We start from the raw sequence: 25,946 nt of genomic DNA on the forward strand, positions 1-25,946 counted from the left end.
GGCGCGATGAACGTCCCTTCGTAGCACTTACTGGTAATTCGCGCATACTCCGCCCTCGCCTCCTTCAGAGTGTCGAACGTACGCTTTATCTGCCTACGCTTCCCAGTCACGGGATCGATGCCACCGTCCACCACGAATCGGTAACGCACCTCCCCCTTCGAATTCGGCGGCAATTTCTTGATCGGTTCTGCCACGCTCGACCCTCCAGTTTTTTCGGCGCAGATATCACCCTGGCAACCACTTGCGCTGGTACAGGCGACCGCCAGGAACGGCGGTGAACCGTGCGGATCTCGGGAATTCCAGTTGCGCCTGGTTCGCTGCAGAACATTGACCAAGACACGCGCCAGTTTCTGCAGCAGATCAACTACCTGGCTTCAAATGATGCCGACGATCCCCGCCTTGGTTATTCGGTGAACGTCAGTTACGTCGCCCGTCACCGCAGTGACGCCACAGGGCCAGCTCCCGCCAGGAAGTCAAATAAGAGGGAGCGCAAGGCGCGAGTCCGACCGCCAGCACCCCGTCACACGTACGTTGGTTGAGGCGCCACACCAGCCAGGCAACTCATACAGCCCTTCATCCCGCACATTCTCGAAATCCCTGACCGCGGCTGACCACTAGTAGCTTCTGGCCCAGCATTGGCCGGGCGTTGCATGTTGGCATATTCCCGTGGTCGCCATCCAGCCTTTCGGCGGTTTTTCTTGTCTGCCGTGGGCGAATACTTGCCTTGCAAAGTGGACAGGACTTATCGATCTCAGGCTCGCCATCCTCGAGCATGACCTTTGCCTTAGACCGTGTCCTGCACGGCGCTGAGGCCATGGACAAGCTCCCCGAAGATGCGACATGGGTAAACGGGTCTGTTCCTTCACTACAGCGAACCCCACGACGATCGAACTTCTACAATGCTCCGGAGAATCGCCGGTTCAGGTAACCGAGGATCCCGTGCAAAAGTACGTCGCTCACGCACATTTTCCCGCTGAGCCCGCGCGGAGACATAGACCTCGACACGCCGCCCGGCCTGTTGACCGCGGCCCAGCGCCTGCCACCGCCGTCCGCCACCGACATCGTCAGGGACTTGAGCGAGGCCTCGTTCATGGACGTCACCGGCCTCCACCTCCTCATCCAGCAGCAGCAGGCTTGCACAAACCGGGCGGAGCCTCACCGCCACCGGCCTCGCGTACCAGCCGCACCAACCCCTGCACCTGGTCCGCGACCGCTTTCCTGACCAGGAGTGGGACGACTTCCTGCCCGCACCCCGCCCCGCAGCGCCCTCCCCCGCCCAACGCATGATCCCCGCCGTCCCGCCGGTACCCACCCGCCGCTCATGCAAGGCCTCCCTGCCCGCCCCGGCGACAGCGCACGGCGGGATGCACCCTCACCCACGGACGCGCCTGCCGCAACCCGCCCCTGCCCGACACCAACCGTCGAGCATCGTTGACGACTCGGCCGGGAACCTCGCGTCCACCGCCCAGGCGCCCTTCGACGGCACCGGCCTGCCCGCGACCGCCAGGCTGACTCAACAGCCCCTCGAAGCCACAGATAGGCTCCGGACCGTGCCGACGACGCCGGATCACCACCACAACCACGCCACCCCTACACCGCCGATACTCACGCAGTACGACCGCGGCGGGGCGTGGGTCATCGAGGTGGGCGGAGAGTTGGACCTGGACACGCTGCCGCCACTGCGCAGTGCGCTGGAGGCCGCGGTCGGGCCGGTGACGCGCTCAGCCCAGAGACCCAAAGGGTGGGACTGCTGCGCTCCGGCATCGTCGTGACCGCCTGCGAGCGTGTCGCTCAGCCATCGTGACGTTCGCGTCTGATCACCAGTCCGGCGAACGCTGCGACGCTGGCGCCGAAGACTCCGGCCGCGTAAGCAGGGTCACCCTGGTCGATCAGATACTTCGTGAGCCAGAACACTCCTGTGATGCCCGTGCCGGCCAGCGTGGCGCCGAATACTCGAAACCGGATCTCCACGCGATCCAACCAGCGTCGATGTTCGTAGTCCGCTTCGATCTGGCGCAGCATCCGTTCCGCGCTGCCTGGAACCGCGGCTTCCCAGGAGGCGATCTGCTCCTCAATGGGGAGATCGTGCCAGCTGCTTCTCGATCGGCCCGGTGCCTCGGGCTCCGGTACCGGCGTCGCGTCGCTCACCGGCCGCCCCCCGCAGTACCGGGGTCCTCGGCAGGCGGCGGCCCGAGCTGTTCGTAGGCATCTCGAAGGAGGACTTCCACACCTGGGGATGTCGACGAGGCGACGGGACTCGAGCGCAGAAACCCGGCGGGAGCCGTGAATCCGTCCAAAAACGCAGCAGCTCGGGAGCGTCCAGCGCTCAGATGTTGGACGGTTGCGGGGCCACTTGGACGGCATAGAGCACGGGCCGAGCCAACCGCGACCAGCCCAGCCCACACAACGCCGAAAAGCGCCAGGCTCCACCAGGAACCGAGCGGGACGCCGAGCGCGAGGCCTGCGCAGAACGCGACGAGCAGCAAGGCCGGCAGGACCCACGAGCTCGGCGCTGGCGGTCGGCCGGTATCGACGGCACCCCTCGCACGCTTCGGCACGGGCGGCTCATTCTGCGGCCCCCTCGCCACAGGTAATGCGGGAAGCCCTAAGCCTGTGGTCGCCACGTCCATGGGGTGCGAGCCCTCAGCGATCTCCCTCAGTTTCAACGCCGCGACGAGCAAGTCCACCCGCTCTTCAGGCTGTTTGGCCAGCAGTCCCCGCAGGACCGGTTCGAGCGGGCCGACCTCGGGCGGCATCAGCGCGTCCTCGTGCACCACGGCATATGAAACGGCGCGGAGCCAGTCCTCCCCCGGGGGACGTGCAAAGGGGCTGTGGCCCACTACGGCCGCGTACAACGTGGCACCGAGGGAAAAAGCGTCCGACGCCTCGGTCGCTCGAAAGCCCCGGATCATCTCCGGCGCCATGTAGGCAGGGCTTCCCATCACCGCGGCAAAATCAGCTCGGTCAAGTGTTTGTTCAACGAGCTGATGGTCGACCAGGGCCCGATCCGGCCTGTAGTTTGCCAGCAGGACCCGTCCGTGCGGATCTCCCGACTCGTCCGGCGCAAGCAGGATGGCGCCCGGCCGTACGTCACCATGCACCATGCCGTTCGCGTGGAGTGATTCGAGCGCATCGAGTACCGCGGCTCCGATGCGCGCGGTCTCTCTCGTCTGCAACGGGTGTGCGGAAAACGCCTGCGCCAAAGTAACGGCGCCGGGCACGTGCTCCGTGACAAGCCATAGTCCGGAGCGGTCCTCCACCACGTCCCTGGCGGCCACCAAGTAGGGATGGCGCAACCGGGCCTGGTGCACAATCCTTCGTCGGACGTGTTGCAGTCGCTGCCTGACCAAGTCGGCCGGTTCACCGGCCAGCGCGCCTCCGATCTTCGTCATCTCCACAACGAGGTCCAACTCCTCATCGAGGGCGACCCAAACGGACGGGTCCCCCGGCCGAGACTGCCGCAGTCTGTAACGACCCGCGATGAATCCACCCGGCCCCTGAGCCCGCCCCGTCCTCGCTCCAGTTGTTGCCACCACGCCCTCCGCCCATTCACGCCATTCTGAGCCCTTCCCACACCCCGCAGGTGTCGATCCAGATCTTTTCGGCACCGACAGCGCCCGCAGCACCTCACCTGCCCGGCCTGTCACCACGCAAGGGAACCGGACACCGGGGTGCCCCAGCCCTTCGCGTACACGCGAAACGGCCCATGCCGCAGGACCGCCGTCGGCGGGGATGCGGGCGCCGCGGGATTCGTCGTCCATCTGCGCGAGGATCCTGTTGCGGCGGCCCGAGAGACCCGTCGTGTCCTCGCTCGCGGCGGGGGTGTTCTCCTTCTCCGTCCCCGGTCCGGTCGAGGACGCACCGGAGTGGGACTTCCACGGCGCCCTCTTCCGCGAGTTTCAGCCCCTGATACCCATCGGCGAAGGACGACTCAGTCGCCCTTTGGACGAAGAGCAGTTGCTCACGACGGCGGGGTTCATCAGTGTCCGTGAGAACGCCATCAAACAGCGTCTCCCCGTCCCTGACGCCGACACGTTCTGGGACTGGGGGCTCTCATATGGCTCCCGCGCCTTCATCGAGGCCCTCCCGGCAGACACCCCGAACCGAGTTCGAAGCCCGAGTACGTACAGAGCTGGTCCTCATGGACCCGATCGTATTCGTCGCCGGCGCCAACCTCTGGCGCGGCACCTCACCAGCCTGAATGGTGTACCGACCCGTGAGGTGAGCTAAGCGATGGAGACGGCGCAACAGTAGGCGCCACGCGCTGCAATCTCGCCGTCGGGGCCGATGGGGCTGCGGTCTTGGCCGCCGTACTGACCGGCTGCACCCCCGTCGCGCCGCCGGCCCGCATCGAGCCACTGCCACCGCCCTGCCGACCTGGGGCCGGGCATGGCGTCCGCCTCGACCCAGCCCACACCTGATCAGCACCCTCCCCCCGGGAACCCATGGCAAGCCGGCTCCGCACCACGATCAGGCACCCTCTCAGCCGACGGCACACCGGCAGGACCAGGTGCTGCCGCCGGACAGGATCCGCGCACTTCCCAAAGGCACCGGGCTCCTCCTGGCCACCGGCGTACGTCCCGCCATGATCCGTCTGCGGCCCCGATACAAGGAGCCCGGCGCGGGAGCGATCTCCGCGGCGGCCAAGACGGAGACGGCGGCCATCACCACGCGGGCCACCAGGCCCTGGGCGAGGGCTTCCGCTCCCGGAGCCATGTGCGCCGGCAAGTGGCAGCGGGGAGCCGTGACCGTGGATAAGGGTGCGGCGGTACATCCGAAACAGTTTGCGGCGGACCAACTCCAGTTTGGCGCGCTGTGGGACTCCCTCGCTGACCATCGGAACACCGCCTCCGTGGGCAGGAGGCACGGGCGTGGCGTGTAGGCCCTCCGAGTGAAGAACGGGCACTTCGGTACCCGTAGACGGAGCGTTGGGCCAGCAGTCGGTGCCCCCGGGCGACAATGCACTCGGGTCTGCTGGTGAAGTGGCTGGCGGGAAGACCCGGTAGAAGGCGTAGGACCTGGCATGAACCAGTTGCTGCGCGAACAGCTGATCGGTCACGGAAGCCGGCTCCTTCCACCGGGGAAGCTGCGGATCGCGGGGAGGCGGGCCGCGTCGGCCGGGGCCGGACGGCTCGTCGGATACCTGTCTGCTCGGCTCCCCTGGGCCGTGCTGCCGGAACAGTGAGCTGGTGAGGTGCGTATGGCCCCGAACCGCGGCGGTGGAGTCAGCGGCGAGGTCCGTGCGGCGCTGTTGGAGGTCCTGTTCACACAAGCGCCGGTCGCGTTGTTGATCGTGGACACGGAGCTGCGCGTCCGACGCGTCAACACCGCCTCCGACGGCATCCAGGGCTCCACCGCGGACGATCTGGTCGGTCGCCCCGTGGTAGAGGTCATCAACGCGATGGACACCGAGGACGTCGAGGACATGGCGCGCACCGTGTTGAGTACCGGTGCTCCGGTCCTCGATCGCCTCGTGTCCGGCCGTCCGACCGCCGAGCCCCACACCGAGCATGTCTACTCGCTCTCCGTGTTCCGCCTCCAAGAGAGCAACGGTGACGTACTCGGCGCCGTGTTCTCCGTGATCGACGTGACAGAACGCGAGCAAGAGCTGGCGCGCGGTGCTGTGCGCGATGCGGCTCGGAAGAAGATCGCCGATTCCCTGGACATGGTCACGATCTGCCGTGAACTCACGGAGGTGACCGTACCGAACTTCGCGGACACGGCAATGGCGGATGTCTTGGACGCCGTGGTTCGAGGCGACGAACCTCCGCTCGGACCACTCCTCGGTGACGAGCCGATGCGGCGCACGGCGTTCACGTCGTCCACCGGCCTGACGCAGGTTCATATGCTGGGTGAGACGGGCAGGTTTCCTTACCCCACGCCGTACACACAGAGCCTCAATGACCTCGAGCCCCGCCTGATCACTCTGGACGAGACCACATCATGGCTGGCCGCGGATCCGGAACGGGGACGTGCGCTGCGCGAGGCGGGTGTCCACGGCATGATCGTCGCCCCGCTCGTCGTGCGCGGAGCCGTGCTCGGCATCACCGCCTTCTACCGTTCCGCCCGAACCGCCCCCTTCACGGCAGACGACGTGGTTCTCGCGAGTGACCTGGCGGCGTTCACGGCCGTATGCCTGGACAACGCCCGCCGGTTCACACGGGAGCACACCGTCGCGCTCACCCTGCAACGCCGCCTTCTGCCCCAGGGCCATGCCCCCCAGGGGGCGGCCGAGGTCGTCCACTTCCACCGGCCCGCGGAGGCGAGCGGGGGTTGGTTCGACGCCATCCCGCTGTCCGGCGCCCGTCTCGCCCTGACCGTGGGCCACGTGGCCGGACGGGGTATCCATGCCGCCACCGCCATGGGACAGCTCCGCGCGGCGATCAACGCGCTCGCCGCACTGGATCCGGAGCCCGACGAACTTCTCGCACGCCTCAACGACACAGTCATCCGCCTGGCGGCGGAACGGTCCGCTCTGCCGCCCGCCGACCCGATGCACGCCGAACCGCTGACAGCCTCGTGCACATATGTGGTGTACGACCCGGCCACCGGTGACTGCGCCATCGCGTGCGCCGACCACCCCCCTCCGGTTCTCGTCCGGCCCGACGGCATCGACGAGAGCCCCGAGGTACCGCACGGCCCGCCCCTGGGCGGTGAACACGAGCCTTTCGCAGCCGCACGGACGCGGCTTCCCGCGGGCAGCGTTCTGGCGCTGTACAACGACGGCTTGTCGCGGGCATACGGCGACACCTCGCCCGGCACTGCCCGCGACCGCCTTCGCGAGGTGCTCTCCTGGCGCGACCGCACCCTGAAGGGACTGCGTGACGAGGCCGTGTACTCGGTCAAGAGCGTCCAGCGCCCCGAGGACGAGGCGGTTCTCCTGCTGGCCCGCACGCGGATTCTCAACGAGGACCAGATCGCCACCTGGGACGTCCCCCCGGATCCCGGGGAGGTGGCCCGGGCCCGTGACCGCGCGGTGCGGCAACTGGAGGAGTGGGGCCTGACCGGCAACGCCCTCGCGACCGAACTCATCGTCAGCGAACTCGTGACGAACGCCATCCGTCACGGTGCGCCTCCGGTGCAACTGCGCCTCATCAGGGACCGGTTCCTGACCTGCGAGGTCTCGGACACCAGTCCCGCCGCGCCCCACCTCCGCCATGCCAGGACCCTGGACGAAAGCGGCCGTGGACTCTTCATCGTGGCCCAACTCGCGCAGCAGTGGGGCACCCGCTACACCGGTTCGGGCAAGACCATCTGGACCGAGCAGTCCCTCTCTCCGGGACAGGCGGCCCCGGACCAGTTGCCGTGAGGGGGCTGCGGGAGTGATCCGCGGTCTCATTCCGCGCTCAGACCGGCAGGGGTGAGGCTGGGACCGCGACGCTTGCTGACGGCCGAACCGACCTCCACGACCTGGCCCATGTTCTCGTGACCGAGCGTACGGCCGGTCTCGAACGAGGTGCGGCCCTCGTGCATGTGCAGGTCCGAACCGCAGATGTCGGTTGCGGTGATCTTGACGATGATGTCGCAGGGGTGCTCGATCCTCGCGTCCGCTACATCCTCCACCGTGACCGTGCGCGGACCTTCGTATACCGCTGCCTTCATGACGACTTGCCTGGGTGTCGGGGCGTGAGCGTCGTGGCGACGATGCGAACACGCGTGTGAGCCCGCGTCCCGAGCGGCGCTACGACGGTGCTCTTGTGCCTGGGCGGGCCCCGCCCACCCGGATCTCCGGGGCGGGGATCTCGTCGCCGGTTCGCCGGCCGAACCACGGCGCCGCGCGACGTGACGTCCGGGTGTCCCCCGGCCCGGAGACGAAACAGCCATGCACTGGCCGACCCGCCGGAATCGTCAAGGCGCGGCACCGACCGGCCACGCACCCGAAACTCAGGCACCTGCCCCCGAGCCGTCAGCGCTGGTGTCGCGGAGCATGTCACGACGTTCCTGCTCGCGCTTGGAGTAGGCGGCTGCCCGGACCGCCTCGTCACTCTCCAGCCCCGACCCCAGGGCGCCGCCCACCGTGGCGACCGAAGCGACGAACCAGGCCATCGCCCAGTACTGCGCGGCGTGCAGCGGAGTCCGTGTGAAGGAGGCGAAGACGCGGCCGTTGAGGATGAACAGCGCCCACACGAAGTTGATGACCAGCAACCCCGCGTAGCAGACAACCACCCCGATGCCGACCGTCACGACCGTGGACACGTTGTAGAGAGCCGCCCGCTGCCTCGCCTCCGGGGAGTCCTCCGCCGACCGATGCCACAGGCGCGCATCCACAATGAGCCAGCCGATCATGAGGGCGATGGAGCCGACCGTGGCAATCACGAGACGTGCGATGTCGAGGGACGCGGCCAGATTCCAGAGTGTGGAGTTCACGGTGGCGATCGCCCCCGTGGCCAGTGCGGCCGCCAATGCCTTCGACAGCCCCGGAACCAGGCGCCACGGCCGGTTCGCCCGGACCATGCCGCCAAGCACCCTCAGGTAACCGCGCGGCCCGCCGACGACATACCGGAGATCCGCGGCCTCCTCCTCGCCGACCGGGGCCCGGCGTGCGAGGCGACCGGTGGAACCTCCCAGACGGAGGCGGGCCCGTTCGGCCCCACCAGTCTGACCGGCGGCCAAGCTGACCACGACCCTCTCCACCGCCCGCCGGGCCCTCTTCTGGAAACGCAGGCCCCCCAGCGAGGGGAGGGACAGCAGCGCCAGGCCGTGCTCATGGCTGACCTCCACGACGAGCTTGCGCCCCCGCGCGTGCAACGGCAGGTCCGTGAGCGCTACCACGACGTCCCAGTCCTCGCCGCGTCCGCGCTCCCGGACTCGGCCCGTCAAGGTGGACAGGTCCTCACTCCCCGCGGTGAAGGGCTCACTCACGACCCTGACGTCGAAGTCCCGATGCCGACCGAGCCTGTCCGCGAGGCGAGCGGGGAGGCCCCGGGCTGCGCGCTGCGCGACGTCCGTCGGCGCGTCCGGGTCCGCCAGGAGCGCCACGACCGTGACAGTTTGCGACGACTCATCCACGACAGCCTCTTCTCGTCGACCACACGGCGTTCAAAGGTGCCCATAATGTCCCCGACATAACGTCGGCACCCCAATCCGGACGAAGACCCCCGCCTGCCACGGGCACACCGACCTCGGCGCGCGAAGAGCCTGAAGAGACGTCACGACCCCGCCCGCAAGGCCTGCGGACCCCTCATGGGTGCTCGTTGGCCTGGGCCGCGCCCGGCCCCGGGCCGGCAGCCTCCAACAGTTCCTGCGCCCGGTTCCTGCGCCGCTTCCTGCTCCAAGACCTCGCACGTATCGACGCGTGGATCCAGCAGGAGACCCTCCACCGGCTCGGCGTGGCCGGAGATTCGCCGCGGCGGGCGCACCAGCCGCGGCGGCACATACCACGTGCGCCCCGGGTCGACCGGAACTCCAACGGCTCCCGCGATCCCCACGACGCGCTGAACCTGGCGCCCATCCAGGGATGGCCGGGCCCGGCGGCGGTGAGCAGCGGGCCGAGCTGCGCGCGGTCGGTCGAGAGCAGGAGTGTCGTGCGGGCGACCAGGTGCAGGCGCCCGTCCGGGCCCGGCCGTCCCAGGAGGAGCGTCGTCGGCGCGCTGGGGCGGCCTCGCCCGGACCAGGTCCGGACGTGCTCACTGCGGCGGTTTCTCGGCGAGCACGTCGATCTGCTCGATCGTGGGCTGCTCGAACAGCGTGCCGGTCTTCTCCTGAAGGGCCTTTGCAACGTTGCCGTTGAGGTGCGCTTGACGGCCGGACTCGTCAGGGAAGGCGTCAAAGATGCCGAATGAGGACGGCCCGAAGCAAAGGCCGAACCAGCGTGCCGTCCCGGCCTCCTGCTGAACGAGCGAGAGCCCCTGGCGAAGGAAGTCGACAACGTCCTCCTCCCTTCCAGGCATCGCTTCGATGCGGACCAGCAATGCGGCGTTCACGTCCCGGGCCATGATGTCTCCTTTCGTCGTGGCTCTCTGCCCAGCCCGAGCGGGTCTGCGGCGAGACCCAGTTCGGGCGTCGTGCTGGCCGTCGCCCCGCTGCGCCGACAGCGTCAGCCACTCAGGCGGGCTGCGATGCTTTGGCGAATCGTTCGACGATGGTTGCGCAGAAGGCAGGGAGGTCGTCGGGACCGCGGCTGGAGATGAGCTGTCCGTCGATGACGACCTCCTCGTCAACAACCTCTGCGCCCGCGTTGCGCAGATCGGTGCGGATGCTGGGCCAAGAGGTGAGGCGTCGGCCCCGTACGACATCGGCCTCTGCCAGCGTCCACGGTCCGTGGCAAATGGTGGCGACCGGCCTGCCTGTCTCCATGAACGCTTTGACGAAGGCGACCGCGTCGGGGTCGGTGCGCAGCTGGTCGGGATTCATGGTGCCGCCGGGCATCAGCAGCGCGTCGTAGTCGTCGACGGCCGCGTCCGCGACCTTGTCGTCCACCGCGAAGGTTCCGGCGGGGTCGATGTCCATCTGGCGCGCGTTGATCTCGCCGGTGTGGAGCGAAAGCAACTCGGTGCGGGCGCCCGCACCGTGCAGCGCGCCGCGTGGCTCCTCCAGCTCGACGCGTTCGACGCCGTCGGTGGCCAGGATGGCGACCTTCTTGCCATGCAGTTCATCGGTCATGGTGGGGATTCCTTTGGGGGTTGACTTCGGCTGATACAAGGCCCGCTCCCGACCCGCGAGCGGCGGGGCCGGCAGCGGACGGGCGAGCATCGGAGCGATCGGCGGCGTCAGTACCCCGCGATCCTTCCCGCCCGGCCGGCGCCCGGCCCCGCCGGCGGCCGCCGGACGGGTGGCCTACGGCCCGGACCCGACCCTGACCGGGTGACGCGGTGTCAGGCTCGCGGGCCGGCGCAGCGGCCGCACGCCTTACTGCTTGTGGCCGTTGGCGTGTCCGTTCGGGTGCAGGACGACCTTGGTCCAGCCCTTGTCGCGGGCGTCGAAGTGCTGGTAGGCGGTGGTGGCGTCGTCCAGGCCGAGTTCGTGGGAGACGAGGAAGCTCGGCTTGGCCTTGCCGCCGGCGATCAGGTCTCGCAGGGCCCGGTTGTACCGCTTCACCGGTGCCTGCCCGGTGCCCATCTGCTGGCCCTTGAACCACATGAGGCCGAAGTCGATCGGCACCTTGCCCCGCGCCTCCAGCTTCCCCTGGGCCTGCTCGCCGCCGGGGTCCTGGGGCATGAACACGCCCACCACACCGATGTCACCGGTGAACCTGACCGAGTCGATCAGTGCGTTGAGTGTGATGCTGGCGTCCTCGTTGCCCTCGGCGTCGTGTGCCTGGTAGCCGACGCACTCGCAGCCGTTGTCGGCACCCAGGCCCAGCGTCGCCTCTTTGACGACTTCTGCAGGGTCCTGCTCCGCGGTGTTGATCGGGATGGCCCCGATCTCCTCCGCCTTGCGCAGCCGGTCGGGCTGGTGGTCGGCGACCCAGACGCGGCCGGCGCCCTTCAGGAGGGCGGAGTAGGCCGCCATCAGCCCGACGGGACCGGCCCCGTACACGATCGTCTGGTCGCCCGGTTTGACGTGGGCCATCTCGGTGGCGTGGTAGCCGGTGGGGAAGATGTCGGCGAGCATCACGTAGTCGCTCTGGCGTTCGGCGGCGTCCTCGCCCAGGCGCAGCGCGTTGAAGTCGCCGTAGGGCACGCGCAGCAGTTCCGCCTGACCGCCCTGGTAGGGGCCCATGTCGGCGAATCCGTAGGCGGCTCCCGCGAGGGCGGGTTCCGGCTGCATGGTGAGGCAGTAGTTCGTCAGCCCCCGCTCGCACTGCTTGCAGAAGCCGCACGCGATGTTGAAGGGCAGAACCACATATTCGCCGACCTGGACCTTGCTCACGGCCGAACCGACCTCCACGACCTGGCCCATGTTCTCGTGACCGAGTGTGCGGCCGGTCTCGAACGAGGTGCGGCCCTCGTACATGTGCAGGTCCGAACCGCAGATGTTGGTTGTGGTGATCTTGACGATGATGTCGCAGGGGTGCTCGATCCTCGCGTCCGGTACATCCTTCACCGTGACCGTGCGCGGACCTTCGTATACCGCTGCCTTCATGACGACTTCCCTGATGTCGGGGCACGGCCGCCGCAGTGGCGACACAGAACCCCGGCGCATGAGCCGGAGTGCCGTGAGGGGCCACGACGACCACTCGCGTGCCAGGGCGGGCCCGCCCACCCGGATGATCACGGGGACGGGGGATGCTGTCGCCGCCGGTACGCCGGACGAATGGCGGCGCCCCGCGACCTGACGTCCGGGTGTCCCCCGGCCCGGAGACGAAACAGCAACACGTCGGCCGATCCTCCGCTCGCCGGAGTCCGTCGAGGACACGAGGCACGTCAGCCCGGTCCGCCCAGGACGACCTTCCACACTCGCGTAGCAACCTGGAGGTTGAGTCGGTCCTCGACGTTCGTGAGGTCCCTGCCCGTGATGTCACGGATACGTTGGAGCCGGTAGCGCAACGTGCTGCGATGGATCACGAGGATTTCGGCGGTCGCGCTGTAGTTGCCTCCGCAGTCGAAGTAGCGGGACAGGGTCTCCACCAGGGCCGTGTGGTGCCGCGAGTCGTAGTCGATGAGCTGCCCGAGCCAGTCGTGAACGAACGTCTCCATTTCGCCGTAGCCGCTGCCGGGCCCCAGAATGCGGTAGAGGCCCAGCTCGTCGTAGAACGTCACACCGCCGCGGTGCCCAGACGTGAGGCCCACTTTCAGGGCGCGCAGTGCCTCCTGGTAGTGGTGGGGGATGCTGTCCAGAGCGTCGCAACGGCTGCTCACTCCGACGGCCCCGGAATGCGTTCCGGCTTCCCGGGCGATCGCCTCGTACAGCGCGTGAGGGTGCGACTCTTCGTCGGTGACGAGCACGACGTGATCGGCGCGTCGGGCCAGCACAGAGCGCATGCCCACCACCGATGCCGCGCGGGCGACGGTCCCCGCGAAGGAAGCGTCCGAGCGCCGGTTCGACCACTGCACCACGACGATGTAGTGGCAGCGGTACACATCGATTCCGGCCGCCAGGCACCGGGCGCAGGCGCTCGCCTCGTCCGTTCCCCGCAGCAGGTCGTCGGCGAGTTCGCCGTGCAGCCTCAGTTCCATCTCGGCCAGACGGCGCTCGTGGTCCATCTCGCGCGCGAGCGATGAGGCGGCATCCTCCAGCGCGAGCTTCGTGTGCTCGTCGGCCTCGCGCCGTGCGTCCACCAGGGCCAGCACACCCAGGATCTCCCCGTGCGGACGGACGAGGATGGCCAACCGGTCCTTCACCTGCACCGGCCCGGCCTCCCGGGCAACGGTGTGCAGCATTTCGTCCTGGCGCGCGGAATTCGGCTCCGGGTAGGGGTCGGGGCAGCTGGGACCGCTCCAGGACCTCAAGCGACCGAAACGGTCCTCCACCAGCGCAGGGAGTCCGGTAAGCCGGTGCAGGCCGCGCGTGACCGCTTCCTCGCCGCCGCCCGAGGCGGCAAAGTCGCTCATGAGCGCATGCAGAGCCCGCGCATGTCCCAGATCGGCCGCGACGGAGGTCAGCTGCCGCTGGAGGCACGACCGCTCCTCCCTGAGCCGGTACAGCTCGGCCGCGTCGTCGCGCCGACGACGACGCAGGAAGGCCAGTGACAGAGCGCAGGCGGCGTCCCGAACGAGCATCGTGAGCGCGGAGTAGTCCGCCTCGGTGGGGCGGGAGCGAGCCCCTACCACCAGATAACCGCGCAGCCCCTCGGTGCCGCGCAGCCCGAGGGCCCAGCACCAGGTCCGGCCGGGGACCGCCACAGGGCCGTCCTGCCCGTCAAGCTCCCGCACCCTCGGGTCCAGTACCGCGGGTCGGGCCCTCTCGCACCTCGGGCCGGGGACCAGGTAGTCGTCCACTTGGAGGTAACCGGCCTCGGCGCTGTACGGTCCCGCGACGCCTATGTGATCCATGGCCAAGCGCAGGATCTCGCCCTCGTCCCGGGTGTCGAGCAGGGCACGGGAGAGCGCTGCCAGCTCGGCCAGGACGCCGTCGGACACAGAGGGGCCGGCTACTCCACGCGCGGTCGAGGAGAGCCGCGCGGCACTCCCCGGCGGACTTGGGGCCTCCGGTTCGAGATGGCGGCGGGGCAGCTCGTGCGCCCGGCTTCCACACATGAAACCACTTGTCCTTCCGAGCCTTGACCGGCAGGGACGGCGGCCGAGTACCCCATGTCGCGGCAGCTGATCGGTGCTGTCGGACCTCTTCTCGTACCCGGAGGGCGAACGGACGCGAGCACCTCTGCCCCGGTGGACGGAGGAAGGTTTCCATGCGGTTCTCCACACTGCGAAGTGCTGGGCAGTAGAAGGACTGCGCGGGAATGTCGGGAGAACAACACCGACGGACCTTCGGCCTCGCGTAGGGGGCACGGCCGTCCGGAGGCGCGTCGAAGGAACCGACCGATTGGGTTCTCGATGCCCGTGAACCGCCACCGGTGAATTGCCTCCGGCGCGCCGACGTGTTCGGCCGGGTGCCGACGGCTGCCGAAGTCTGAGGCATGGCTGAGCCGCTTCGAGGTCGTCCCACGGCCCCGGGTGACCGAGGCAACCTCACCGCCTGCCCGACGCCGTCCCTCGGCTCCGGCCGTCTGCCGGCGAGGGAGACAGCGGACCGCAGACCAACGGCGGACGCCTCACCCATACACGAACACAAAGCCGCTGGGCGGTGGCGGCGGACGCCGCCGCATCGGGAGGAGCATTTCATGGCCAAGGCAGTGGGCATCGACCTGGGCACCACCAACTCGGTGATCGCCGTGTGGGAGGGCGGCGAACCGACCGTCGTGCCCAACAGCGAAGGCAATCGAACGACGCCGTCCGTGGTGGCCTTCACCGACACCGGCGAACGGCTCGTGGGCCAGCTGGCCCGGCGCCAGGCGATCCTCAATCCCAAGGACACGATCTACTCGGCCAAGAGGTTCATCGGCCGACACTTCGACGAGATATCCGACGAAGCCAGGGCTGTGGCCTACGACGTCGTCGAGGGCGACGGCGGGACGGCCCGGTTCAAGGCCCGCGACAAGCTGTACGCCCCCGAGGAGATCAGCGCACAGGTGCTGCGCAAACTCGCCGACGACGCCTCCAAGCAACTGGGGGAACGGGTGACGGAGGCGGTCATCACCGTTCCCGCCTACTTCAACGACGCCCAGCGCACCGCCACCAAGGACGCCGGGAGGATCGCGGGACTGGAGGTGCTGCGGATCATCAACGAGCCGACGGCGGCGGCTCTCGCGTACGGCGTGGACAAGGAGCAGCACGAGACCGTCCTGGTCTTCGACCTGGGAGGCGGCACCTTCGACGTGAGCATCCTGGACGTCGGCGACGGTGTGGTCGAGGTGCGTTCCACGGCGGGCGACAGCCACCTGGGAGGCGACGACTTCGACAGGCGTCTGGTGGATCACCTCGCCGACGACTTCCAGAAGGAGAACGGCATAGACCTGCGCAACGACCCGCAGGCTCTCCAGCGACTGTTCGAGGCGGCGGAGAAGGCGAAGACCGAGCTCAGTTCGGTGACACAGACGCAGGTCAGCCTGCCGTTCATCACCGCGGACGCCTCGGGGCCCAAGCATCTGACCGACTCGATCATGCGGTCCACCTTCGAGCAGATCACCGGCGACCTGGTGGAGCGCTGCCTGGGACCGGTCGAGCAGGCGATGGCCGACGCGAAGGTCGGCGACAGCGACATCGACGAGGTCATCCTCGTCGGCGGCTCGACCCGCATCCCGGCGGTGCAGGCTCTCGTCCGCCGGCTGACCGGCGGCAAGGAACCCAACATGAGCGTCAACCCGGACGAGGTCGTGGCCCTGGGCGCCGCGATCCAAGCCGGGGTACTCAAGGGCGAGGTCAAGGATGTCCTGCTGCTCGACGTCACACCTTTGTCACTGGGTGTGGAGACTCGCGGCGGCGTCATGACCAAGATCATCGAGCGGAACACCACCATCCCGGTACGGCGCACCGAGACGTTCTCCACCGCCGAGGACAATCAGCCGGCCGTCGATGTGGTGGTGCTCCAGGGCGAGCGCGAGAGCGCTGCCGACAACCGGGTGCTCGGCAGGTTCCAGCTCACCGACATCCGGCCGGCGCCCCGGGGCGAGCCGCAGATCGAAGTCACCTTCGACATCGACGCGAACGGCATCCTGAACGTCACCGCCCGCGACGGGAGCACCGGCAAGGAGCAGGGCATCACCATCAGCGAGAGCTCGAACCTCGACCGCGGCGAGGTCGACCGCATGGTCCAGGAAGCCGAGCGGAATCAGGGCCAGGACCAGGCACTCCGCGAGGCCGTGGACGCACGCAACGAGCTGGACGCCGTCGCCTACCAGGTCGAGAGGCGCCTCACCGAACTGGGCGACACCGCACCCGCACACGAGAAGGCACGCGCCGAGATGCTGGTGTCGGACGCCCGAGCAGCGGTCAAGGACGAGGCCGGGGTGGAGCGGGTACGGCCCCTGGCGTCCGAACTCCAGCAGGTACTCGCCGGGCTGGCGGCACATCAGGCCGACACCACCTCGGACGCTCCCGGGCGGGACACCGGCGCGGGCGGCGCCGGCGGCGGTGACGACGACGTCATCGACGCCGAATTCGACAAGGGCTGAGGGGTTGACCATGGCGAACGACTCCTGGGAACCCGACCGGTCGCCGGAGGACGCCCTTGAGACCGAGCCTGAGGACACGCCGCACTCGGACCCGGTGTCCTCAGCAGGCGACGGCACGGACCCGGCGCCGGCGCCGGCGCCGGCGCCCGAGGCAGCCGGAGGCCCCGAGTCCGACGGTGCCGCGTACACGGCCGAACTCCAAGAACTCGAGGACCGCTGGCGGCATGCGCTCGCGGACCTCGACAACCTGCGCAAGCGCCACGCCAGGGAGCTGGAGAGGGAGCGGACGGCCGAGCGTTCCCGTACGGCCGCCGCCTTCCTGCCCGTGCTGGACAACCTCGAACTCGCGCTGGCACACTCCGGCCCCGCCCCGGACGCGGTCGTGGAGGGCGTCCGGGCGGTACGCGACCAGGCCGTGAACATCCTCGACCTGCTCGGCTACCCCAGGCACGCCGAGACCGGAGTCGTCTTCGATCCGGCCCGGCACGAGGCGGTCGCCGTGGTCCAGGACCCCGACGCGGAACCGGGGACGGTCGTCGAGGTGCTGCGCCCAGGTTACGGGGACGGGGAACGACAGCTCAGGCCGGCCACCGTGACCGTCGCGAAGGGGGACTGACCGGTCATGGCACGGGACTTCTACGAGGTGCTGGGCGTGCCCCGGGGCGCGAGCCAGGACGAGATCCAGCAGGCATATCGCAAGCTCGCCCGCAGGCACCACCCCGACGTCAACAAGGACCCCGGGGCGGAGGAGATCTTCAAGGACCTCAACGAGGCGTACAGCGTCCTGTCGGATCCGAAGACCCGCGCCCGGTACGACCGCTTCGGCGAGGACTTCCGCAAAATTCCCGAAGACTTCGACGAGCGGGTCGCGGCCGGAGCAGGCGGCGCCCACCGCACCCGCGGGACCTCGGGCGCCGGTGCACAAGGGGTCCGGTACTCGACCGGCTTCGGCGACGACTTCGCGGCGCAGGGCGTCGACATCGAAGACCTCCTGGGCTCGATCTTCGGGGCGGGTGCCGCCTCCGCCGGCGTCCCGGGAGCCGACCAAGAGGCCGAGCTGACCCTCACCGTCGAGGAGGCGTACAGGGGCGGCCGTCGCACCGTGACGCTCGCAGGCCCCACGGGACAGCCGCGGCGCTACGAGGTCGACGTGCCACGCGGTGTCGTCGACGGGCAGCGCATCCGGCTGTCGGGCGAGGGAGGCCGGGGCAGCGGCGACGCCGTCGCCGGCGACCTGTACCTGAGGGTCCGTGTCCGGCCGCACCCCGAGTTCCGGCTGGACGGCCGGAACGTGCATGTCCAGATACCCGTCGCCGCCTGGGAGGCGGCCCTGGGCGCCACCGTACCGGTCCGCACTCCCGGCGGTGACACGGCCAAGGTCACGGTTCCCGCGGGCTCGTCCACCGGCCGACGCCTGCGGTTGCGGGGCGAGGGCATGCCCAATCCGCGAGGCGCTGACGGCGACCTGTACGCGGAACTGCGGGTCGTGGTACCGCCCACCCTCAGTGACCGTGAGCGCGAACTGTTCGAAGAGCTCGCGGCCGTCTCCTCGTTCGACCCCAGGAGGACTCGATGAACGACCGACCCTCGGGAGCAGGGGGCAGGGGCCTCACCGGCACCGCCCCCACGACAGCCCTGCGGTACGCGCCGGTCCCCACCACCAGGCTCTCCCTCGGTGATGTGGCCCGCCGTTCGGGCCTCCACCCCGATCTGATCCGCAGGTTCGTCGCCCTCGGCCTGGTCGAGGCCGAGCGTGACGCCGCGGGACGCCTCGTCTTCGACCGCACGGCGCCCGCCGCTCTCGCGCGCATCCAGCGGCTGCGAACCGGCCTGTGCCTCAACTACGCATCCATCGGTCTGGTGCTCGACCTGCTCGACCGCATCAGCCTGCTCGAAGCCGCCCTGCGCGGCCGCGGCACGAGGAGTGAATCGCCCCCATGGACATGAACCGTCTCACCCAGAAGTCACAGGACGCCCTCCAGGAGGCACAGACCGCGGCCGTCCGTGCGGGCCAGACCGAGGTCGACGGGGAGCACCTGCTGCTCGCTCTTGTCGACCAGGAGGACGGTCTGGTCCCGCGGCTGCTGCAAGAGGCCGGGGCCCGGCCGGACGAACTGCGCACGACGCTGAGCGAGGAGGTCTCCCGGCGCCCGAAGGTCACCGGTCCCGGCGCCACCCCCGGCCAGGTCTTCGTCACCCAGCGCCTCACCCGCCTGCTCGACGCCGCAGACGACGAGGCCAAACGCCTCAAAGACGAGTACGTGTCAGTGGAGCACCTCGTGCTCGCCCTGCTCGACGAGGGCTCCTCGACCGTCGCCGGGCGCCTTCTCAAGCAGGCCGGCGTCACCAAGGACTCCTTCCTCGGCGCGCTCACACAGGTCCGCGGCAACCAACGCGTCACATCGGCCAATCCCGAAGTGGCCTACGAGGCGCTGGAGAAGTACGGCCGCGATCTCGTCACCGAGGCCAGGAGCGGCCGGCTCGACCCCGTCATCGGGCGAGACGCCGAAATCCGGCGCGTCACCCAGATCCTCAGCCGCAAATCCAAGAACAACCCGGTTCTGATCGGCGATCCCGGCGTCGGCAAGACCGCCATCGTCGAGGGCCTCGCACAGCGCATCGTCCGCGGCGACGTCCCCGAAGGACTCCGCGACAAGACGGTCTTCGCCCTCGACATGGGCTCCCTGGTCGCCGGCGCGAAATACCGGGGTGAGTTCGAGGAACGCCTCAAGGCCGTGCTGAGCGAGGTCAAGGCAGCCCAGGGGCGCATCCTCCTCTTCGTCGACGAACTGCACACCGTCGTCGGCGCGGGCGCCGCCGAAGGAGCCATGGACGCCGGCAACATGCTCAAGCCGATGCTGGCCCGCGGCGAACTCCACATGGTCGGCGCCACCACCCTCGACGAGTACCGCAAGCACATCGAGAAGGACGCGGCCCTCGAACGCCGCTTCCAGCAGGTCCTGGTCGACGAGCCCAGCGTGGAGGACACCATCTCCATCCTCCGCGGACTGCGCGAACGCCTGGAAGTCTTCCACGGCGTGAAAATCCAGGACACCGCGCTGGTGTCGGCAGCCACCCTCAGCCACCGCTACATCACCGATCGTTTCCTGCCCGACAAGGCCATCGACCTCGTCGACGAGGCATGCGCACGGCTGCGGACCGAGATCGACTCGATGCCCGCCGAACTGGACGAGATCACGCGCCGCGTCACCCGTCTGGAGATCGAGGAGGCCGCCCTCTCCAAGGAGACGGACCCCGCCAGCGGCACCCGCCTTGAGGAGCTGCACAGGGAACTCGCCGACCTGCGGGGCGAGGCCGACGCGAAACGCGCCCAGTGGGAGGCCGAGCGGCAGGCGATCCGGCGTGTGCAGGAACTGCGCCAGGAGCTGGAACAGGTCCGCCACGAGGCGGAAGAGGCCGAACGCGCCTACGACCTCAACCGTGCCGCGGAGCTCCGCTACGGACGCCTCCAGGACATGGAACGCCGACTCGCCGCGGCGGAGGAGCAACTGACTTCCAAGCAGGGCCAGGACCGGTTGCTGCGCGAAGTCGTCACTGAGGAGGAGATCGCCGACATCGTCGCCACCTGGACCGGCATTCCCGTCGCCCGCCTGACGGAGGGCGAGCGCGACAAACTGCTGCGCCTCGACGAGATCCTGCGCGAACGCGTCATCGGCCAGGACGAGGCCGTCAAGCTCGTCGCCGACGCCATCATCCGAGCCCGCTCCGGCATCCGCGACCCGCGCCGCCCCATCGGATCCTTCATCTTCCTCGGCCCCACCGGCGTCGGTAAGACCGAGTTGGCCAAAACGCTCGCCCGCGCTCTGTTCGACACCGAGGACAACATGGTGCGCCTCGACATGAGCGAGTACCAGGAGCGGCACACCGTCAGCCGGCTCATGGGCGCACCGCCCGGATACGTCGGCTACGAGGAGGGCGGCCAGCTCACCGAGGCGGTACGCCGCAAGCCGTACTCCGTCGTACTGTTCGACGAGATCGAGAAGGCGCACACCGACGTGTTCAACACCCTGCTGCAGATCCTCGACGACGGCCGCATCACGGACGCCCAGGGCCGCACCGTCGACTTCCGCAACACGGTGATCATCATGACGTCCAACATCGGCTCCGAGCACCTCCTCGACGGCGCCACCGCCGAGGGCGAGATCAAGCCGGACGCCCGCGCCCTGGTCATGGGCGAACTGCGCGGGCACTTCCGCCCGGAATTCCTCAACCGCGTCGACGACATCGTGTTGTTCAAGCCGCTCGGTGAACAGCAGATCGAGCGGATCGTGGAGCTGCAGTTCGACGAGCTGCGTCAGCGGGTCGCCGAGCGCCGCATCGCCGTCGAACTCAGCGACGCGGCACGTGAGGTGATCGCCCATCAGGGCTACGACCCGGTCTACGGGGCCCGGCCGCTGCGGCGCTACATCTCCCACGAGGTCGAGACACTCGTCGGACGGGCGCTGCTGCGCGGGGACGTTCAAGACGGCGCGACGGTACGCGTCGACGCCGTGCACGGAGAACTGCTGGTCACCTACGACCAGCCGGCGGGAGACCGGGAAGCGGCGACAGCGTGAACACCATCCGGACCACAACGGTCACCTGCCCGAACTGCGGGCGCGGCAACAGGGTTCCCGTGGCCGCGGAGGGCAGCCCCCGGTGCGGTCACTGCCGGCAGCCCCTGCCGTGGATCGTCGACGCGGGCGACTACGACTTCCTGGACATCGCCGACAACGCCACCACGCCCGTCGTGGTCGACCTCTGGGCCACGTGGTGCGGCCCATGCCGCGCGGTGAGCCCTGCCCTCGAACAGGTCGCACGGGACCTCGCGGGACGGATCAAGCTGGTCAAGGTCGACATCGACCGCAACCCGCTGCTCAGCCGCCGCTTTGAGGTGCAGGCGGTGCCGACTCTGCTCGTCCTGGACCGGGGCGAGCCGATCGCGCGGCAGGCCGGGGCCGCACCCACGCACACCCTGCGCTCGTGGATCGAGCACGCGATGGCGGCCCGGGACACGTCCGCAGGAGGGTGAACAGATGGTCCGGCTACGTATCGATTTCCCTGCCGCAGGTGGTCGGCACACGGGTTCGATGAAGGGCCACCGCACATCTGGGCGCCGCGCCGCGGTCGGCACACCACGGCCGGCGGCCACGTCGAAGGCCAAGGGGCACAGCCCCGTACGCAAGGAGGGTCCCGCATGACGACGATTCCCGACCCGCACCTGGCCATGGTGCACCCGGTCACGCCGCGTACCCCCGAGGGCTGCGAGGAGTGCCTCAAGGAGCACTCCCCCTGGGTGCACCTGCGGCTCTGCCTCACGTGTGGGCACGTGGGCTGCTGCGACTCCTCTCCCCGCAAACACGCCAGGCGCCACGCGGGCACCGTCGGCCACCCCGTCGTGCAGTCGTTCGAACCGGGAGAGGAATGGCGCTGGTGCTACGTTCACGAGGCTCCGGTCTGATGGGCGGGCCCGCGCACGAGCAGGCGCCGGTCCCCACGCCCCCTGAACGGCTTGGGGAGTTTCCGCGCCTGCCGCCGGAGCGACTCGATGAGCTGACAGAGCTCGGCGAGCGTCGCAGGACCACCGAGGGGGAGGTGCTGTACTGCGAGGGCGAGCCTTCCCGGGAGTTCCTCGCGATCCTCACGGGGACCGTCGAGGTCGTCCACGACCGAGGTGGGCCCGACGAACTCACGCTGGGAGTACAGGGGCCCGGCGAATTCCTGGGGGAACTCGGACTGCTGGAGGGACAGGCTGCCTTCGAAACGGCCGTCGTGCGCCGGGCGGGAGAGATCGTGGCGGTGCCGGTCGAGCGGCAGCGCGCCCTGGTCGGGCGCGACTCCGCGCTCGGTGACCTGATCCTCCGCGCCTACGTGGCCCGCCGGTATCTGCTCATCGGCCTCGGCGCCGGCTTCCGCATCCTGGGCTCGTGTTATTCGCCTGACACACTGCGCCTCCGTGCGTTCGCGGCCCGCAACCGCCTCCCCCATCGGTGGGTGGATCTGGAGCAGGACAGGGAAGCCGAGGCACTGCTGCGCAGGTTCTCCATCCGTCCCGAAGAGACCCCGGTGGTCGTCTGGAAGGGCGAACGGGTGCTGCGCAACCCGAGCAACGCCGAACTCGCGCGGCTCATCGGGCTGCCGGCCAACCCGCCGGACGCGGGCCAGTGCGACGTGCTCGTGGTCGGCGCGGGCCCCGCAGGGCTTGCCGCCGCCGTGTACGGAGCCTCCGACGGCCTCACCACCGTCAGTGCCGACGCCGAGGCCACCGGAGGCCAGGCAGCCACCTCCTCCCGCATCGAGAACTACCTCGGCTTCCCATCGGGCGTCTCCGGGGGCGAACTGGTCGAACGCGCAGTGCTCCAGGCCCGCAAATTCGGTGCACGCCTGCTGATACCGGCTCAGGTCAACGGTCTGACGCCGCAGGACGGCGCGTACGACGTCGCCTTTGCGGACGGGTCGCGGATACGGGCGGGCGCCGTGGTCCTCGCCTCGGGTGTGCGGTACCGCAGGCTGGACGTTCCCGGCATCGACCGCCTTGAAGGCACCAGCGTCTACTACGCGGCGACGGTCCACGAGGCCAGTCTCTGCCGGGCGGGCCCTGTTGCCGTGGTCGGCGGCGGGAACTCCGCCGGGCAGGCGGCACTGTTCCTCGCGGGCCACGCGTCCACGGTGCACCTCCTCGTCCGGAGCGACGACCTCGGCGCGAACATGTCCCGCTACCTCGTGGACCGGGTGGAGCGGCATCCGAGGATCGAGACACGGCTCAACGCCGAGGTCCGGGGCGTGTCCGGGGAGGAGGCGATGGAGTCCCTGACGGTCGAGGACACGGCAAGTGGTAACCGTCTTGAACTGCAGGCGGCGGCATTGTTCGTCTTCATCGGGGCCCGGCCGCGCACGGAATGGCTCCGGGGCGCGGTGGCACTTGACGACAAGGGATTCGTCCTCACCGGAGCCGACGCCTGGGCCTCCGCCGACACGGCCCGGTGGTCCCCCCTCGGCCGCGAGCCGTATCTGCTGGAAACCACCCTTCCCGGTGTCTTCGCAGCCGGGGACATCAGGAGCGGCTCGGTCAAACGGGTGGCTTCGGCGACCGGCGAAGGCGCCATGGCTATCAGCTTTCTGCACGAGCACCGGGAACAGAACGGCCATCTCGTCCACTCCGCGAGCGCGGAGGGGCGACCACAGGCGGGGGACCGTCCGCGCCCTGGCACTGGCCCTCCGCCGACGGACCACGCACGGTGAACCGGACCCCGTGCGTCAAGAGGACTGATCCGGTGACGGACGCCGGCCGCTCTTCGGGCGGGCGCGGATGGGTCGCCGCGGCCAGGTCAGTGGAGAATGCTCACCGCCCGGGCGATGACGAGGAGCGACGTCACCAGTGCGGCGAGGCTCTGCACACTCATCATCACTTTGGCGCGAGTGGACAGCGGCATGGTGTCCGTAGGGCTGAAGGCAGCCGAGTTCGTCACGGAGACATACAGATAGTCGACCAGAGTCGGCATCCAGTCCGATGTCGTACTGGCGCCGTCCGCGACTTCCTGCACCGCGTCGTCGTCCTCGTCCTGGGGAAAACGGAAGTCCGCCAGCGGCAGATCGACGCGACGGGCCTGAGTGCGGGTCACGGGGCCGCCACGATCCAGCTCCCAGTACGCCAGGCCGAAGACGATGATATTGGTGAGCCAGACCTGCAACGCGGCCACCAACAAGGAACGCCCGTCCTTCACCCCCGCGTAGACCAGGTCGTGGATCAGGATGCCGAGGGCAACCAGATTACTCGCGGCGATCACCAGCACGAGCACCAGTGACAGGACACGGAACGCCGTACTCTGCCGGGTCAGCCGCTTGGGATTGACGGCGATGAGCATCACCAGCAGCAGGAGTTCCAGAGCAGGCAGGACGTAGCGCGGTGCGATCAGCAGCCGCTGAGGCAAGCCCACATAGAGGGCGATCGCGGAGAGCGTCGCGACCACACCGGGCAGACGCGCCTCTCCACGGCGCTCGTGCCGGGGATGTCTGCTCCGGGCACGAGCGAGCCTGCGCGTCATCGTCATCGCCTGCGACCCTTTCGTGCAGCGGTGCCCGCCGAGGAGGATCTCGTACAGCGGTGCCCGCCGAGGATAGACCGCAGCGGGGTGCGAGCACCGGCGGCGCCAGGGTCGCGACATAACCGGCGGGGCCTTCCCCTTCCAAGGCGGCCCTCAAGGACTGCGGCACGCCGAAAAGGAGGAGCCCCCCATTCGGCGACGAAGCACCCACGGCGGGACCGCGCCCCTGGAGCGCCGACACCCGGGGCCACGGCACCACGACCCTTTGCTCGTGCGGGGCGCTGCCCGTTCGACAGATGGCGCTTCGGGCCGCTCCGACACCGTGACACCTCACAGCAGGAGGTCGAAGACGGCTCGAGCGTCATCCCAGTGCTGGGTCCGCGGGTTCTTCAGGTCAGGGTGAATGATCTTGAAGCTCCGAGCGAGAGCCAGGCTGAGTCCCCCGATGATCTCCGGATAGGCCGCCTCGGTCTCCTCGTCGGGTGCCCGGTCCAGGGCCGGTCGGGCGGCGAGCTGTTCCAGAATGGGCCCGAGTTCCAGCTCCTGGTCGATCTCCCGGAAACGGTGAATGCTCTCCTGCAGGCCTTTCGTGATCGGCAGGTCGGAGATCCGGACGATGTCGCGGCCGTTTGCCTTGGCAGTGGCCTGGGCAATGGTCAGCAGGTCGTAGAGCTTCGCGTCGACGAAGTCGCTGTAGCGTTTGAGATCGTTCTTGTCGACGTCCAGCCCCGCGGCCGTGCGGAAGAATTTCTCGAACCTGGCGATGGACATCACTGGCATGGCGGCAACCTCCTAATGCGCGCGCGAACAATTCTCGGCACCCGAACTCCCAGCACAGCCTGCCGATGGGCGCGCGCGACCGCATGACCCTGCCGGGCCCGTTTCAACCTCGCGGTACTGCTCCACCGGGCCCAGGCATCTGCGTGCGGGCCTTGTCACCGATTCTGGCGCGGCGGTGCCCTTCATGGCTTCACCGGACGCCTGCAGGCAGGCGAGCTGGCACAGCGAAAAAGGGAAATGCCAGGTGCCTGGCGCGTCGGGGCGAACGTTGGTCAGGGGACGGTCCAGCGTCGGCGCCTACGGCGAGATCCGAATCGCTTTCACACTGGAGGGTTCCTGGAAGCCGCTGGTGTGGATGATCCGGACTTCCGCCTGGGGACTGATCTCTGCCAGCACGATGCCTGTCTCATCTGCGTAGACGGGGTTGCCCCCGGGGCCGGTGCGGTCTGTGCGGTGGACGAGTACCGTCTCGATTTCGCGGCCTGGTTCTTGGAAGAGCAGCTCATACCCGAAAACGTAAACGTCTCCTGGCTCTGTGTCGCGCATGCGTGTCACCCGCCAAGGTAGTG

General features: G+C 69.0%; 19 protein-coding genes and 3 pseudogenes. 10 read left to right on the forward strand and 12 right to left on the reverse strand.

Translation table 11 applies throughout. The annotated features are described in order from the left end of the window. Positions 1–83 precede the first annotated feature (83 nt). The 3 genes and pseudogenes from L1885_RS29305 to L1885_RS00080 all read right to left on the reverse strand — a co-directional run. A pseudogene (locus tag L1885_RS29305) lies at positions 84–194 on the reverse strand (hypothetical protein); the annotation flags it as partial. Positions 195–1,791: 1,597 nt separating this feature from the next. After that, positions 1,792–2,148, reverse strand: coding sequence for a hypothetical protein (locus L1885_RS00075; protein ID WP_235794808.1), 357 nt, complete (start codon positions 2,146–2,148; stop codon positions 1,792–1,794). Continuing rightward, a complete protein-coding gene (locus tag L1885_RS00080) occupies positions 2,145–3,392 on the reverse strand; it encodes a serine/threonine-protein kinase (protein WP_235794877.1) in 1,248 nt (415 codons plus the stop codon). Before L1885_RS00080 ends, L1885_RS00075 begins: the two co-directional genes overlap by 4 nt. A 1,106-nt stretch (positions 3,393–4,498) precedes the next feature. Between L1885_RS00080 and L1885_RS00085 the strand changes: the two are divergent. Next, a pseudogene (locus tag L1885_RS00085) lies at positions 4,499–4,882 on the forward strand (hypothetical protein); the annotation flags it as partial. A 318-nt stretch (positions 4,883–5,200) separates the two neighbouring features. After that, a complete protein-coding gene (locus L1885_RS00090; RefSeq protein ID WP_235794809.1) occupies positions 5,201–7,309 on the forward strand; it encodes a SpoIIE family protein phosphatase in 2,109 nt (702 codons plus the stop codon). Between the two features lie 71 nt (positions 7,310–7,380). Here L1885_RS00090 and L1885_RS00095 read toward each other — a convergent pair. The 6 genes and pseudogenes from L1885_RS00095 to L1885_RS00120 all read right to left on the reverse strand — a co-directional run. Continuing rightward, a pseudogene (locus tag L1885_RS00095) lies at positions 7,381–7,602 on the reverse strand (alcohol dehydrogenase catalytic domain-containing protein); the annotation flags it as partial. 282 nt (positions 7,603–7,884) lie between these two features. Beyond that, positions 7,885–9,009, reverse strand: a complete 1,125-nt coding sequence (locus L1885_RS00100; protein WP_235794810.1) for a hypothetical protein — start codon at positions 9,007–9,009, stop codon at positions 7,885–7,887. A gap of 617 nt (positions 9,010–9,626) precedes the next feature. Beyond that, positions 9,627–9,935, reverse strand: a complete 309-nt coding sequence (locus L1885_RS00105) for a putative quinol monooxygenase (protein ID WP_235794811.1) — start codon at positions 9,933–9,935, stop codon at positions 9,627–9,629. A gap of 109 nt (positions 9,936–10,044) precedes the next feature. Further along, positions 10,045–10,602 carry a type 1 glutamine amidotransferase domain-containing protein gene (locus L1885_RS00110; RefSeq protein ID WP_235794812.1) on the reverse strand — a complete coding sequence of 186 codons (558 nt, stop codon included), beginning with the start codon at positions 10,600–10,602 and terminating at the stop codon, positions 10,045–10,047. 246 nt (positions 10,603–10,848) lie between these two features. Further along, complete coding sequence (locus L1885_RS00115) at positions 10,849–12,024, reverse strand: glutathione-independent formaldehyde dehydrogenase (protein WP_235794813.1); 1,176 nt, start codon at positions 12,022–12,024, stop codon at positions 10,849–10,851. A 281-nt stretch (positions 12,025–12,305) separates the two neighbouring features. Next, entirely contained in the window at positions 12,306–14,078 is a 1,773-nt protein-coding gene (locus L1885_RS00120) for a PucR family transcriptional regulator (RefSeq protein WP_235794814.1), read from the reverse strand. A 584-nt stretch (positions 14,079–14,662) separates the two neighbouring features. Here L1885_RS00120 and dnaK point away from each other — a divergent pair. From dnaK to L1885_RS00160, 8 genes are all read left to right on the forward strand, one after another. After that, on the forward strand, positions 14,663–16,552 hold the full coding sequence (gene dnaK, locus L1885_RS00125; protein WP_235794815.1) for a molecular chaperone DnaK: 1,890 nt from the start codon (positions 14,663–14,665) through the stop codon (positions 16,550–16,552). 10 nt (positions 16,553–16,562) lie between these two features. Further along, complete coding sequence (locus L1885_RS00130; RefSeq protein WP_235794816.1) at positions 16,563–17,168, forward strand: nucleotide exchange factor GrpE; 606 nt, start codon at positions 16,563–16,565, stop codon at positions 17,166–17,168. A gap of 6 nt (positions 17,169–17,174) precedes the next feature. Continuing rightward, a complete protein-coding gene (locus L1885_RS00135; RefSeq protein WP_235794817.1) occupies positions 17,175–18,128 on the forward strand; it encodes a DnaJ C-terminal domain-containing protein in 954 nt (317 codons plus the stop codon). Further along, entirely contained in the window at positions 18,125–18,499 is a 375-nt protein-coding gene (locus L1885_RS00140) for a chaperone modulator CbpM (RefSeq protein ID WP_235794818.1), read from the forward strand. The genes L1885_RS00135 and L1885_RS00140 overlap by 4 nt, the downstream gene beginning before the upstream one ends. Continuing rightward, complete coding sequence (clpB, locus tag L1885_RS00145; protein ID WP_235794819.1) at positions 18,490–21,129, forward strand: ATP-dependent chaperone ClpB; 2,640 nt, start codon at positions 18,490–18,492, stop codon at positions 21,127–21,129. The genes L1885_RS00140 and clpB overlap by 10 nt, the downstream gene beginning before the upstream one ends. Then, positions 21,126–21,584 carry a thioredoxin gene (gene trxA, locus L1885_RS00150; protein WP_235794820.1) on the forward strand — a complete coding sequence of 153 codons (459 nt, stop codon included), beginning with the start codon at positions 21,126–21,128 and terminating at the stop codon, positions 21,582–21,584. The genes clpB and trxA overlap by 4 nt, the downstream gene beginning before the upstream one ends. A gap of 165 nt (positions 21,585–21,749) precedes the next feature. Beyond that, entirely contained in the window at positions 21,750–22,013 is a 264-nt protein-coding gene (locus L1885_RS00155; RefSeq protein ID WP_235794821.1) for a UBP-type zinc finger domain-containing protein, read from the forward strand. After that, positions 21,977–23,794: an FAD-dependent oxidoreductase gene (locus tag L1885_RS00160; RefSeq protein WP_308117260.1), complete on the forward strand. Its 1,818-nt coding sequence runs from the start codon at positions 21,977–21,979 to the stop codon at positions 23,792–23,794. Before L1885_RS00155 ends, L1885_RS00160 begins: the two co-directional genes overlap by 37 nt. Before the next feature lie 86 nt (positions 23,795–23,880). Here the strand turns inward: L1885_RS00160 and L1885_RS00165 are convergent, their stop codons facing one another. The 3 genes from L1885_RS00165 to L1885_RS00175 form a co-directional block, all read right to left on the reverse strand. Next, positions 23,881–24,603 carry a hypothetical protein gene (locus L1885_RS00165; protein ID WP_235794822.1) on the reverse strand — a complete coding sequence of 241 codons (723 nt, stop codon included), beginning with the start codon at positions 24,601–24,603 and terminating at the stop codon, positions 23,881–23,883. A gap of 324 nt (positions 24,604–24,927) precedes the next feature. Beyond that, the gene (locus L1885_RS00170) at positions 24,928–25,377 is read right to left on the reverse strand and encodes a DUF1931 family protein (RefSeq protein WP_235794823.1); all 450 of its coding nucleotides are present in this window, start codon (positions 25,375–25,377) and stop codon (positions 24,928–24,930) included. A 297-nt stretch (positions 25,378–25,674) separates the two neighbouring features. Further along, positions 25,675–25,923: a DUF6296 family protein gene (locus tag L1885_RS00175; protein WP_235794824.1), complete on the reverse strand. Its 249-nt coding sequence runs from the start codon at positions 25,921–25,923 to the stop codon at positions 25,675–25,677. Positions 25,924–25,946: the final 23 nt, after the last annotated feature.

This window comes from Streptomyces fuscigenes (assembly GCF_021556455.1).
GTDB lineage: Bacteria > Actinomycetota > Actinomycetes > Streptomycetales > Streptomycetaceae > Streptomyces > Streptomyces fuscigenes.